General features: G+C 64.5%; 10 protein-coding genes. 6 read left to right on the top strand and 4 right to left on the bottom strand.

The window, feature by feature from the left end:
* The first annotated feature begins 93 nt into the window (after positions 1–93).
* From G404_RS0109525 to lpdA, 6 genes are all read left to right on the top strand, one after another.
* Positions 94–1,299: a cell wall hydrolase gene (locus G404_RS0109525; protein ID WP_028640875.1), complete on the top strand. Its 1,206-nt coding sequence runs from the start codon at positions 94–96 to the stop codon at positions 1,297–1,299.
* A gap of 116 nt (positions 1,300–1,415) precedes the next feature.
* Complete coding sequence (locus tag G404_RS18685; RefSeq protein WP_051280465.1) at positions 1,416–1,715, top strand: hypothetical protein; 300 nt, start codon at positions 1,416–1,418, stop codon at positions 1,713–1,715.
* Between the two features lie 299 nt (positions 1,716–2,014).
* Positions 2,015–2,977 (top strand): malate dehydrogenase, encoded by a 963-nt coding sequence (gene mdh, locus G404_RS0109510; protein WP_028640874.1) that lies wholly within the window; start codon positions 2,015–2,017, stop codon positions 2,975–2,977.
* Between the two features lie 226 nt (positions 2,978–3,203).
* On the top strand, positions 3,204–6,041 hold the full coding sequence (locus G404_RS0109505) for a 2-oxoglutarate dehydrogenase E1 component (protein ID WP_028640873.1): 2,838 nt from the start codon (positions 3,204–3,206) through the stop codon (positions 6,039–6,041).
* A 43-nt stretch (positions 6,042–6,084) separates the two neighbouring features.
* Positions 6,085–7,335 (top strand): 2-oxoglutarate dehydrogenase complex dihydrolipoyllysine-residue succinyltransferase, encoded by a 1,251-nt coding sequence (odhB, locus tag G404_RS0109500; protein WP_028640872.1) that lies wholly within the window; start codon positions 6,085–6,087, stop codon positions 7,333–7,335.
* A 37-nt stretch (positions 7,336–7,372) separates the two neighbouring features.
* On the top strand, positions 7,373–8,773 hold the full coding sequence (gene lpdA, locus G404_RS0109495; protein ID WP_028640871.1) for a dihydrolipoyl dehydrogenase: 1,401 nt from the start codon (positions 7,373–7,375) through the stop codon (positions 8,771–8,773).
* Positions 8,774–9,025: 252 nt separating this feature from the next.
* Here the strand turns inward: lpdA and G404_RS0109490 are convergent, their stop codons facing one another.
* From G404_RS0109490 to leuC, 4 genes are all read right to left on the bottom strand, one after another.
* A complete protein-coding gene (locus G404_RS0109490) occupies positions 9,026–10,024 on the bottom strand; it encodes an NADPH:quinone oxidoreductase family protein (RefSeq protein WP_028640870.1) in 999 nt (332 codons plus the stop codon).
* 117 nt (positions 10,025–10,141) lie between these two features.
* Positions 10,142–10,738, bottom strand: a complete 597-nt coding sequence (gene leuD / locus G404_RS0109485; protein WP_028640869.1) for a 3-isopropylmalate dehydratase small subunit — start codon at positions 10,736–10,738, stop codon at positions 10,142–10,144.
* Between the two features lie 7 nt (positions 10,739–10,745).
* The gene (locus G404_RS0109480) at positions 10,746–10,940 is read right to left on the bottom strand and encodes an LPXTG cell wall anchor domain-containing protein (protein WP_028640868.1); all 195 of its coding nucleotides are present in this window, start codon (positions 10,938–10,940) and stop codon (positions 10,746–10,748) included.
* 17 nt (positions 10,941–10,957) lie between these two features.
* The gene (gene leuC / locus G404_RS0109475; protein ID WP_028640867.1) at positions 10,958–12,391 is read right to left on the bottom strand and encodes a 3-isopropylmalate dehydratase large subunit; all 1,434 of its coding nucleotides are present in this window, start codon (positions 12,389–12,391) and stop codon (positions 10,958–10,960) included.
* Positions 12,392–12,473: the final 82 nt, after the last annotated feature.

Raw genomic sequence — 12,473 nt, 5'->3', positions numbered from 1 at the left:
GGTCTGTCGCATATCGAGACAGCCCGCCGATCGGCCATGCGCGCATGGCCCGGATCGGTTATGCCTGTCTTGCCAGAATTGCCCCGGGACCACATGCCACTCGAAATCGATTATCGACCGGTGATTGTGCCCTGCGAAGCGGCGAAGCAACGCGCCGCCACGCCCATCACGGACGCGCCCGCCACGCGGGACTTCGGGCAGGCGATCCAGAACAACCAGGCGCTACGCGACACACTGCGGATACGCCGCGCCCGGTTGCGGTGGCGCATCACGCTGGCGGTGCTGCTTGGCATGATCCCGGCGCTGCTGGCCGCGATCGGCTGGGGCGATCCGCATGGCGTGCGGGGCGCGCTGGCGCAGGCCCAGATCGCGCCGGCACACCCCGCAGGCGCGCCGGCCAACCGCGGATTGCTGACCCCACAGGCGGCAATGGACGCGTGGAACCGCACGCTGGCCAGCGTGCATCCGGATGCCGCAGCGCCGCCCGTTGCGCTGCAAGGCGGACCTGCGGCGCGGCCCACGCTGCCCACCGGCAGCGGGCTCGATCGCACCCGTGCGGTGGAATGCATGACCGCGGCGATCTATTACGAAGCGGCGCGCGAACCCGATGATGGTCAGCGCGCGGTGGCGCAAGTCGTGTTGAACCGCGTGGCCCACCCCGCCTTTCCCAAGACGGTGTGCGGCGTGGTCTACCAGGGGTCGGAACGGCCGGGGTGCCAGTTCAGCTTTGCCTGCGACGGATCGATGCAGCATCGGCCGATGGCGGTCTATTGGGCGCGTGCGCGCCGCGTGGCCGAGGCGGCGATGGCCGGCTTCGTCTTTGCGCCGGTGGGCCTGGCCACGCATTATCACACCAGCGCGGTGCATCCTGCCTGGTCCGACACGATGACCTTTATCGGCATGATCGGGGCGCACCGGTTCTATCGCTGGACCGGCAGCGCCGGACAGCCGCGCGCCTTCAGCGCGGTCTATGCCGGCGGCGAACCGGTGGCCGCACCCCATCCGCGCACGTGGGTATCGACCGGCGCCGACACAGCCGATCCGATCACGCTGGAAAAGGCATTCGAGGCGGGCCGCCTGACCGCGCTGCGGGCGACGACCGCCGGGGCGGTGGCGGCCGATCCGGCCATCATGCGCGCGGGCGTGTCGTTTGGTCAGCAACCCCTGAACCAGACCCCGGCATCCGCCGCCGCGCCCGCACCGCACAGCCACATCCTGCCAGGATCGGGCGCGGTCCGGCCCGAGGCGGAACAGCAATACGACAACGCCGCGCACTGGATTCGCCAACCGGGGTCGTGATTGCAATTCCTTGTTTCGTTTGCAGTGTCTTTACCTTGTCGCCTCACTGCACGTTCACGCGATCGGCGCTAAGGCCGTGCGACCGGGCCGTTGCCCGCAGTGGAGGAGACCATACGATGTTGCGCTTTGTACCCCGTTACGGGATCATTTCGCCTGCGCTGGTTCGCCCTTCCCGCCTGGGCTGGCACGCCGCGGTCAACGACAACCAGCACATTGGCAACGACACCGACCTTGGCCCGGGCACGTTCGACGATGCGCGGGTGCACGCGGCACTGCGCCTGTTTGCGGTGCACGGGCTGGCCGCCGCAGAGCGTGCCCGTCTGGCTGCTGCCAACGCCAATGCGCGCGGCGACGATGACGATGCCGCCTGGTGGGATGAAATCAGCCGCATGCTGGGCCAACGACGCCGCACCTGATCCGGGTCAGATTCAATTCAGGTTTCACAAGCGATGCATGCGGCCCGGATGGCGGCGCCGCGCGCGGCGACGCACGCGGCCACGGTTTGCTGCTCCGATATGCATTTGATATTGCGAAACGTTATCATAAAAACCCTGAAATGCGACCTTTTAACGCCTTGCAATCCCTTTGCCACAGGCTTACGGACCCAGCCATTCCACCGGATGCCTCCCTGTCATGCGGGACGTGGGGCGGTGTTTGTGACGGTGGGACAGTGACCTTTGTTCAGTCCCGCAGCTACGGGAAAGGACCGTAAAGCATGGCTCGCAAGAAAATTGCGCTGATCGGCGCCGGCAATATCGGCGGCACCCTCGCTCATCTCGCCGCGCAGAAGGAACTGGGCGATATCGTCCTGTTCGACGTGGCTGAAGGCGTGCCCCAGGGCAAGGCGCTCGACCTGTCGCAGTGCGGCCCGGTCGAAGGTTTCGATGCATCGATCATCGGCACCAACGATTACAAGGATATCGCAGGCGCCGACGTGATCATCGTCACCGCCGGCGTGCCGCGCAAGCCGGGCATGAGCCGCGATGACCTGCTGGGCATCAACCTGAAAGTGATGAAGGCCGTGGGCGAAGGCATCAAGGCCAACGCGCCCGACGCTTTCGTGATCTGCATCACCAATCCGCTCGATGCGATGGTGTGGGCGCTGCGCGAATTTTCGGGCCTGCCGCACAACAAGGTGGTGGGCATGGCAGGCGTGCTCGATTCGGCGCGGTTCACCACGTTCCTGGCCTGGGAGTTCGGTGTTTCGGTGCGCGATGTGAATTCGTTCGTGCTGGGCGGCCACGGCGACACGATGGTGCCGGTGGTCGATTATTCGACCGTTTCGGGCATCCCCGTGACCGACCTGATCAAGATGGGCCTGTCAACCCAGGACCGCATCGACGCGATCGTTGCGCGCACGCGCGCCGGCGGCGGCGAAATCGTCGGCCTGCTCAAGACCGGTTCGGCGTTCTATGCCCCCGCCGCCTCGGGCATTGCGATGGCCGAAGCCTATCTCAAGGATCAGAAGCGCGTCCTGCCCTGCGCCGCGCATGTCAGCGGCGAATACGGCGTTGACGGCCTGTATGTCGGGGTGCCGGTGGTGATCGGTGCAGGCGGCGTCGAAAAGGTCATCGAGATTGCGCTCGACGATACGGCCAAGGCCAATCTCGGGGTCTCGGTCGACGCAGTCAAGGAACTGCTGGTGGCGTGCAAGGGCATTGCGCCCGAACTCGCCTGATCGCTGCGCACCAGCGCCGCTGCCCCGGTCCTGAGCGATCGTCGGGCAGCGGCGCCGTGCATTATGTGCCGGTATTTGCCCCAAGGGTCGGGGCAATACCGTTTTTGCCGGTGGTGTGACACGATAACGCGCGCCACACCCCGCATGCAGGAAAGGTTCCCTGCGCCAATCGGCGCAGCGGGATTGTCCGAAGCCCCTCGCTCGCCGGGGCACAGGAGTTGAAACGATGGGTCACGAGTTGCACGACTTCGACAACGATCCCGCGCAGGACGGGCCGCAGCCCGGGCCCAGCTGGGCCTCGAAGCGCTGGCCGGTGAACGATGCCGCAGCGGGCGATGACCTGACCCGGGCGCTTGACCCGATGGCATTGAAGATCGACATCGCCAAGGCGCTGAAGAAGGATGCGCCAAAGCTGGACGATGCCGCGCTGGAACAGGCGGCACAGGATTCGCTGCGCGCGATGCTGCTGATCCGCACCTATCGCGTGCGCGGCCATCTGACCGCCGATCTCGATCCGCTGGGCCTGGCGCGGCAGCACCTGCCCGCCGACCTTTCGCCCGAATACCATGGCTTTGTTGGCGCGGCGCTTGATCGCAACGTCTATCTGGGTGGCATCCTGGGGGTGGAATGGGCCACGCCGCGCGATATCGTGGCGATCCTGCGGCGCAATTATTGCGGCAAGATCGGCTTTGAATTCATGCACATCGCCGATGTGGAAGAACGTGCCTTCATCCAGGACCGGATCGAGGGCGGCGACAAGTCGATCGACTTTACCCCGAACGGCAAGAAGGCGATCCTGGCTGCGGTGATCCGTGGCGAACAATACGAAAAATTCCTTGGCAAGAAATACGTCGGCACCAAGCGCTTCGGCCTCGACGGCGGCGAATCAATGATCCCCGCGCTCGAAGCGGTAATCAAGTACGGCGGCCAGCTTGGCGTGCGCGAAATGATCTACGGCATGTCGCACCGCGGGCGGCTGAACGTGCTCGCCAATGTCATGCACAAACCCTATCGCGTGATCTTCCACGAATTTTCGGGCGGCAGCGCCAATCCCGAAGATGTTGGCGGATCGGGCGATGTGAAATACCATCTGGGCACCTCGACCGACCGCGAATTCGACGGGATCAAGGTGCACATGAGCCTGCAGCCCAACCCGTCGCATCTCGAAACCGTGGACCCGGTGGTGCTGGGCAAGACCCGTGCGCAACAGGTGTTCCGCGATGACATCGGGCCGGGCAAGCACAAGCAGGTGCTGCCGATCCTGATCCATGGCGACGCCGCCTTTGCCGGCCAGGGCATCGTCTGGGAATGCTTCGGCTTTTCCGGTGTGCGCGGGTATGACACCGGCGGCTGCATCCATTTCATCGTCAACAACCAGATCGGTTTCACCACCAGCCCGCAGTTTTCGCGCGGTTCGCCTTATCCCTCCGACGTGGCCAAGGGCGTGCAGGCACCGATCATCCACGTCAACGGCGACGATCCCGAAGCCGTCACCTTCGCGTGCAAGCTGGCGATCGATTATCGCCAGAAATTCGGCCGCGATGTGGTGGTCGACATGTGGTGCTATCGCCGGTTCGGTCACAACGAAGGCGATGAACCAAGCTTTACCCAGCCATTGATGTACGCCAAAATCCGCCAGCATCCGCCGATCAGCGCGATCTATGCCGACAAGCTGGTGGCGCAGGGCGTGATCGACGCCGGCTGGAAAACCCAGTCGGAAGAAAGCTTTGTCGACACGCTGGAAGGCGAGTTTCAAGCTGCGGCCAGCTACAAGGCGAACGAGGCCGACTGGTTCGGCGGGCGATGGAGCGGGCTGAACAAGCCGGCGGATCCGGTCACCGCGCGGCGCAACGTGCCCACCGGCATCGATGCCAAGCTGTTCGACAGCCTGGGCCGCGTGCTGACGGGCATTCCCGAAGACCTGACCGTGCACAAGACGCTTGGCCGGGTGATCGATGCCAAGCGCGAGATGTTCAAGACCGGAACCGGGTTTGACTGGGCCACAGCCGAGGCGCTGGCCTATGGCAGCCTGGTGACCGAGGGCTTCAACGTGCGCCTGTCCGGCCAGGATTCGGGCCGCGGCACCTTCAGCCAGCGCCATGCGGTGTGGGTCGACCAGACCGACGAACACAAGTACGTACCGCTTGCCACGCTGCCGCACGGCCGGTTCGAAGTGCACGACAGCCCGCTGTCCGAATATGGCGTGCTGGGCTATGAATACGGCTATGCCAGCGCCGATCCCAAGACGCTGGTGCTGTGGGAAGCGCAGTTTGGCGATTTTGCCAATGGCGCGCAGATTGTCATCGACCAGTATATCGCCGCATCCGAATCCAAGTGGCTGCGCGCCAATGGCCTGGTGATGCTGCTGCCGCATGGCTATGAGGGCCAGGGGCCCGAGCATTCCTCGGCCCGGCTCGAACGGTATCTGCAGCTGTGCGCCGAAGACAATATCCAGGTGTGCAACATCACCACGCCGTCGAATTACTTCCACGTGCTGCGCCGGCAGATGCACCGTCCGTTTCGCAAGCCGTTGATCATCATGACGCCCAAAAGCCTGCTGCGTCATCCGATGGCCAAATCGAATGCCACTTCATTCATCGGCGAGGCGCATTTCCAGCGGATCAAGTCGGACATCAACGGCGCCGACGATGCGCGGACGCGCAAGGTTATCCTGTGCAGCGGCAAAGTCGCCTATGACCTGTTCGAGGCGCGCGATCAGCAGGGTATCACCGATGTCCAGATCATCCGCCTGGAACAGCTCTATCCCTTCCCCGGCGAGCCGCTGGCCGACCGCCTGTCGCGCATGCCCCACCTGGAAGAGGTGGTGTGGTGCCAGGAAGAGCCGAAGAACAACGGTGCATGGTTCTTTGTCGAGCCGCGCATCGAAGACGCGCTGAAAGCCGCCGGCAGCAAGGCAACCCGCGCGCGCTATGCCGGCCGCGCCAGCGCCGCGTCGCCTGCAACCGGCCTGGCCAAGCGCCATGCCAACGAACAGGCCGCACTTGTGGCCAATGCCCTGGCGCTGTCGGTGCGCGGCGAGATCCGCCGCAAGAAAAAAGCCTGATCACACCCCATTTGCACACATTCGGTCCAAGGAATTTGCGGTTATGTCCATCGAAGTCAAAGTGCCGACGCTGGGTGAAAGCGTCAGCGAGGCGACCGTCGGTCAGTGGCTGAAAAAGCCGGGCGAAGCGGTTGCAGTCGACGAACCGATCGTCAGCCTTGAAACCGACAAAGTCGCCGTGGATGTGCCGGCACCCGCGGCCGGGATCATGGGCAACTGGATCGCCAAGGAGGGCGACACGGTTTCGGTCGGCGCGCTGCTGGCGATGATCGAGGCCGCTGGCACGACCGTCGCGCCCGCCCCTGTGGTTGCGGCACCTGCACCGGCGCCGGTCGCAACGCCCGCGCCGGCGCCTGTGGTTGCCTCGGCCCCCGCGGTGGCCAAGGCCGCAACCGATGGCGATGCTGCGGCGTTGTCGCCGGCTGTGCGCCGCGCCGTGCTGGAATACGGCATCGATCCCGCCACAGTCAAAGGCACCGGCGCAGGCGGGCGCCTGACCAAGGAAGACGTGATGGCCGCAGCCCAGGCCAAGGCCGCAGCGCCCGCACCTGTTGCCACGGCAACCGTGCCCGCCACGGTTGCGGCCGGCCCGGGCCGCAACGAGGAACGCGTCAAGATGACGCGCCTGCGCCAGACCATCGCCAAGCGTTTGAAAGGGGCGCAGGAAACCGCAGCCCTTCTGACCACGTTCAACGATGTCGACATGTCGGCGGTGATGGCCGCGCGCAACACATTCAAAGACGCGTTCGAAAAGAAGCACGGCATCAAGCTGGGCTTCATGTCGTTCTTTGCCAAAGCCTCGTGCCTGGCGCTCAAGGACATCCCATCGGTCAACGCGCGGATCGAAGGCGACGAGATCGTCTATCACGACTATGTCGACATTTCGGTCGCGGTTTCGGCGCCGAACGGCCTGGTCGTGCCGGTGGTGCGCGATTGCGACAAGCTGTCGTTTGCCGGGATCGAAGCCGCGATTGCCAATTACGGCAAGAAGGCGCGCGACGGCACGCTGACCATGGACGACATGAAGGGCGGCACCTTCACCATTTCGAACGGCGGCGTGTTCGGCGGGCTGATGTCGACCCCGATCATCAACCCGCCGCAGTCGGCCGTGCTTGGCCTGCACCGCATCGAGGATCGCCCGGTTGTCCGCAATGGCCAGATCGTGATCCGCCCGATGATGTACATCGCGCTGTCCTACGATCACCGTCTGATCGACGGACGCGAGGCCGTGACCGCGCTCAAGACCATCAAGGAAGCGATCGAAGAACCGACGCGCCTGTTGATCGACCTCTGATCGACAGACGACGGCAGCATCGCAAAGGACCATGGCAATGGCTGAATACGACTACGACGTGCTGGTGATCGGTGCCGGCCCTGGCGGTTATGTTGCGGCGATCCGCGCAGCGCAACTGGGGCTGAAGACCGCATGCGCCGAAGCCCGCGAAACGCTGGGCGGCACCTGCCTGAATGTCGGGTGCATTCCGTCAAAGGCGCTGCTGCACGGATCGGAACTGTTCGACGAAGCGGCCAATGGCACGATGGCCAAATTCGGCGTCAAGGCCACCGGGGTCGAGCTGGATCTTGACGTGATGCAGGCGGAAAAGGCCACTGCGGTCCGCGAACTGACCGGCGGGGTCGAATTCCTGTTCAGAAAAAACAAGGTCACCTGGCTGAAAGGCCATGCCACGTTTGCCGATGCCCACACGGTCGATGTGGCCGGGGCCAAAGTCACGGCCAGGCACATCGTCATTGCCACCGGATCGTCGGTGACACCGCTGCCCGGGGTTACCGTCGACAACGATGCCGGCGTGATCGTCGATTCCACCGGCGCACTGGCGCTGAACAAAGTGCCGCAGCATCTGGCCGTGATCGGCGGCGGGGTGATCGGGCTGGAACTGGGTTCGGTCTGGCGCCGGTTGGGCGCCAGGGTCACCGTGGTTGAATATCTTGACCAGCTGCTGCCCGGCATGGATGGCGACGTGCGCAAAGAGGCGGCCAAGGTCTTCAGAAAACAGGGCCTTGAGCTGAAACTGTCGACCAAGGTCACCGGCGTTGCCGTAACCGATGGCAAGGCAACCCTGACGCTGGAACCGGCCAACGGTGGCGCGGCCGAAACGCTCGACGCCGATGTGGTGCTGGTGGCGATCGGGCGGCGGCCCAACACCGCAGGGCTGGGTCTTGACGCGATCGGGTTGGCCCCCAATGCGCGCGGCCAGATCGAAACCGACCATGATTTCCGCACCGCGGTCGACGGCGTATGGGCAATCGGCGATGTCATCCCCGGTCCGATGCTGGCGCACAAGGCCGAGGACGAAGGCATTGCGGTGGCCGAAAACATCGCCGGCCTGACCGGGATCGTCAACCATGCGGTGATCCCGGGCGTGGTCTACACCAACCCCGAATTCGCAGGGGTCGGCCTGACCGAAGAGGCCGCCAAAGCACAGGGCGAAATCAAGGTCGGCAAATTCCCGATGATGGCCAACAGCCGCGCCAAGACCAACCGAGAAGGCGACGGCTTTGTCAAAATCATCGCCGATGCCAGGACCGACCGGGTGCTGGGCGTGTGGATTGTGGCGACGCTGGCCGGGACGATGATTGCCGAGGCTGCGCTGGCGATGGAATTCGGCGCCACCAGCGAAGACATTGCCTATACCTGCCACGCGCACCCGACCCACTCCGAAGCGATCAAGGAAGCCGCGATGGCGGTGACCGGCAAACCGATCCATATCTGACCACAACGCGCGGCGCGTTGTGCCGGCAATTTGGTTCGAAACGGCTGCTATCGCGATTTTATGCGCGACGCACGCGTGCCCCTGCGTTACGAGACGATCGTACAATACGTCTCAAAATGAGACATTGCAGCCCGGGCGGGCGCCGATTGGACAGCCCGGACGCAGGCAATATCGGGTCAAGCGCACGTCCCTTCACTTGTCCACGGTAAGGGATCGGGCCACCCGGGCAACCGGGTGGCCCATTTGCATGGGTCAGCCGATCTCGACCACGACTTTGCCGACGGCCTGGCGGTTTTCCAGGCTGGCAATGGCATCGGCACCGCGTTCCAGCGGATAGCGCGCGGAAATACGCGGTGCGATCCGCCCGTCTTTGAGCATGGCGAACAGCTCTGCCACTTCCGCCTTGAACCGTGCGGGTTCGCGCGCAGTGAACGCACCCCAGAACACGCCGCACACATCGCAAGATTTGAGCAGCGTCAGGTTCAGCGGCAGGCGCGCGATCCCGGCGGGAAAGCCCACCACCAGAAACCGCCCTTCCCACGCGATCGAACGCAGCGCCGGTTCGGAATAGTCGCCGCCGACCACGTCATAGATGATATTGGCGCCATTGGGGCCGCAGGCTGCCTTGAACGCCTCGGCCAGTTGCTTTGACTGTGCCTTGTCGAACGGACTGTGGCCATAGATGACCACATCGTCGGCGCCTGCCTCGCGCGCCAGCGCCGCCTTGTCTTCGGACGAGACGCCCGCGATCACCCGCGCGCCAAAGGCCTTGCACAATTCGATGGCCGACAGGCCAATGCCGCCCGCAGCGCCCAGGATCAGCACGACATCGCCCTGCTTGATATGCCCGCGATCGACCAACCCGTGATAGTTGGTGCCATAGGTCATCAGCAGCGATGCGCCGGTGTCGAAATCGACATCGTCGGGCAGCGCAAACAGCCGCGTCTGTTCGACCACCGCATGCGTCGCCAGCCCGCCATTGCCGATCATCCCGATCACCCGGTTGCCCACCTGCCAGCCGGTCACGCCTTCGCCGACCGCGGTGATCACGCCTGCGATTTCGCTGCCCGGGGCAAAGGGCCGCGCGGGTTTGAACTGGTACAGATCGCGGATGATCAGCGTGTCGGGAAAATTGATCGAACAGGCCCTGACCGCCACGATCACCTGCCCCGGCCCCGCCACCGGATCGGGCAGATCGTCAAGCACCAAGGTTTCAGGGCCGCCGGCGGCGTGGCTGAGCAAGGCTTTCATGCGAATTCTCCCGAAGATTTCTGATCGCGGGCGTGCCCGAACGACAAAGGGCGCCCGCATTGGACGCCCTTTTCGTGCCAACATTTGGCCGGAATGAAAAGCATTTTAAGCGATCATTTAAGAACCGACCCCAACCGCCAGAAACGGCCGCTCGACGCGCACGGTGTCTTCGAACGCGCCGATGGCATCGCCTTGCGCCAAAGTCAGGCCCACTTCATCGAGGCCGTTGAGCAGGCACGTCTTGCGGAACGGATCGATATCGAAGGCAAACCGGTCCTGAAACGGAGTGGTCACGGTCTGGCTGTCGAGATCGATGTGGATCGGCTGGGATTGCGCCACTTCGATCAGCCGGTCGATCGCCGCCTGCGGAAGAACCACGGTCAGAATGCCGTTCTTGAAGGCGTTGCCCGAAAAGATGTCGGAAAACGACGGCGCGATGACCGCGCGAATGCCCAGATCGAGCAGCGCCCACGCGGCGTGTTCGCGGCTGGACCCGCAGCCGAAATTGTCGCCCGCCACCAGGATCGGTGATCCCGCGAACTCCACGCTGTCGAACAGGTTGTCGGGGTCGGCGCGCAAGGTTTCAAATGCGCCGCGCCCCAGGCCTTCGCGGGTGATCGTCTTCAGCCAGTGCGATGGGATGATCACATCGGTGTCGACATTCTTCTGGCCAAACGGATAGGCGCGGCCGTGGATCGTGGTGACAGGTTCCATCGTCGGCTCAATCGGTTTCGGGCGGAAGCGTCGGCACAATCGGTGCTTTGGGTTTGTCGGCGCGATCCTTGCGGCGCGATGCATAGAGCAGCGCTGCGGCGACCGCGGCAGATCCGATCGCGGCACCGGCAATTGCTGCCGCCCCGGCCCATGATCCGTTGCCCGTGGCCGGTGCCTGCGGCGTTTCGTCCTTCTTGGTCATCACAAAACTCCTTGCCGTCAGATCATGTCTCTTACATCGGTCAGATGCCCTGCCACCGCGGCAGCAGCCGCCATCGCCGGGCTGACCAGATGGGTGCGCGCGCCGGGGCCCTGGCGTCCGACGAAATTGCGGTTGCTGGTCGATGCGCAGCGTTCGCCTGCCGGAACCTTGTCGGGGTTCATGCCCAGACAGGCCGAACAGCCGGGCTCGCGCCATTCAAAACCGGCGTCGACAAACACCCGGTCAAGCCCTTCGGCCTCGGCCATGGCCTTGACCAGCCCCGACCCGGGCACGACGATCGCCCATTTGACGTGGGGCGCCTTGTGCCGGCCTTTGAGCACCGCGGCCGCAGCGCGCAGATCCTCGATCCGGCTGTTGGTGCAACTGCCGATAAACACGTTCTGGATTTCAACCGATGCCATCGCCTGACCCGCGGTCAGGCCCATATAGGCCAGCGATTTGGCCGCCGCGTCGCGCTTTGACGCATCGGCAAAGCTGTCGGGCGCGGGCACCACGCCGGTGATCGGCACGACATCTTCGGGGCTGGTGCCCCAGGTTACGCTCGGCACGATTGCGGCGGCATCGATCACCACGACTTTGTCATAGACCGCGCCGGGATCGGTGGCGAGGCTGCGCCACCAGGCCACCGCCTTGTCCCAGTCGGCGCCCTTGGGCGCATAGGGGCGCCCTTTGACATAGGCCACGGTCGTGTCGTCGGGTGCGATCAGGCCGGCGCGCGCGCCGTGTTCGATCGCCATGTTCGACACCGTCAGGCGGCCTTCGATCGACAGCGCGCGGATCGCTGCACCGGTGTATTCGATGACATAGCCGGTGCCGCCCGCCGCACCCAGCACCCCGGTGATATGCAGCACCAGATCCTTGGCCGTCACACCCGGCCCCAGATCGCCCTCGACGCGCACTTCCATCGATTTCGACTGCTTCAGCAGCAGTGTCTGCGTGGCCAGCACGTGTTCGACTTCGCTGGTACCGATGCCGAAGGCCAGCGCGCCCAGCCCGCCGTGGCACGCGGTGTGGCTGTCGCCGCACACGATCGTCGCCCCCGGCAGCGAAAAGCCCTGTTCAGGGCCGACCACGTGGACAATGCCCTGTTCGGCATCGGCATCGCCGATATAGCGGATGCCGAACGCAGGCGCATTGCGTTCGAGCGCGGCCAACTGCTGCGCGCTTTCGCGATCGGCAATGGCGATGCGCTGGCCCGCGGCATCGCGTCGCGCGGTGGTCGGCAGATTGTGATCGGGCACCGCCAGCGTCAGATCGGGGCGGCGCACCGTGCGCCCGGCCAAACGCAGCGCCTCGAACGCCTGCGGGCTGGTCACTTCATGGACCAGGTGCCGGTCGATATAGATCAGGCAGGTGCCGTCATCGCGGCGTTCAACAACGTGGGCGTCCCAGATCTTCTGGTACAGCGTGCGAGGATGTGTCGTGGCCATAGCATGCCGGTTAAGCCTGAAGGGGTTGCATTTCAAGGCAGGTTTGCGCTTGGCAATGGTCAAGCAACCAATCGCACGGTAT

The organism is Novosphingobium acidiphilum DSM 19966, assembly GCF_000429005.1.
Lineage (GTDB): Bacteria > Pseudomonadota > Alphaproteobacteria > Sphingomonadales > Sphingomonadaceae > Novosphingobium > Novosphingobium acidiphilum.
Note: the sequence above shows the minus strand (reverse complement) of the source record. Positions and strands in the feature narration are given on the sequence as shown.

Excerpts from the sequence above, each read along its gene's own strand:
- G404_RS0109490 (WP_028640870.1), bottom strand. The coding sequence starts at position 10,024 with ATGAAAGCCTTGCTCAGCCACGCCGCCGGCGGCCCTGAAACCTTGGTG.
- mdh (WP_028640874.1), top strand. The coding sequence starts at position 2,015 with ATGGCTCGCAAGAAAATTGCGCTGATCGGCGCCGGCAATATCGGCGGC.
- lpdA (WP_028640871.1), top strand. The coding sequence starts at position 7,373 with ATGGCTGAATACGACTACGACGTGCTGGTGATCGGTGCCGGCCCTGGC.
- G404_RS0109525 (WP_028640875.1), top strand. The coding sequence starts at position 94 with ATGCCACTCGAAATCGATTATCGACCGGTGATTGTGCCCTGCGAAGCG.
- leuC (WP_028640867.1), bottom strand. The coding sequence starts at position 12,391 with ATGGCCACGACACATCCTCGCACGCTGTACCAGAAGATCTGGGACGCC.
- odhB (WP_028640872.1), top strand. The coding sequence starts at position 6,085 with ATGTCCATCGAAGTCAAAGTGCCGACGCTGGGTGAAAGCGTCAGCGAG.
- G404_RS0109480 (WP_028640868.1), bottom strand. The coding sequence starts at position 10,940 with ATGACCAAGAAGGACGAAACGCCGCAGGCACCGGCCACGGGCAACGGA.
- G404_RS0109505 (WP_028640873.1), top strand. The coding sequence starts at position 3,204 with ATGGGTCACGAGTTGCACGACTTCGACAACGATCCCGCGCAGGACGGG.
- G404_RS18685 (WP_051280465.1), top strand. The coding sequence starts at position 1,416 with ATGTTGCGCTTTGTACCCCGTTACGGGATCATTTCGCCTGCGCTGGTT.
- leuD (WP_028640869.1), bottom strand. The coding sequence starts at position 10,738 with ATGGAACCTGTCACCACGATCCACGGCCGCGCCTATCCGTTTGGCCAG.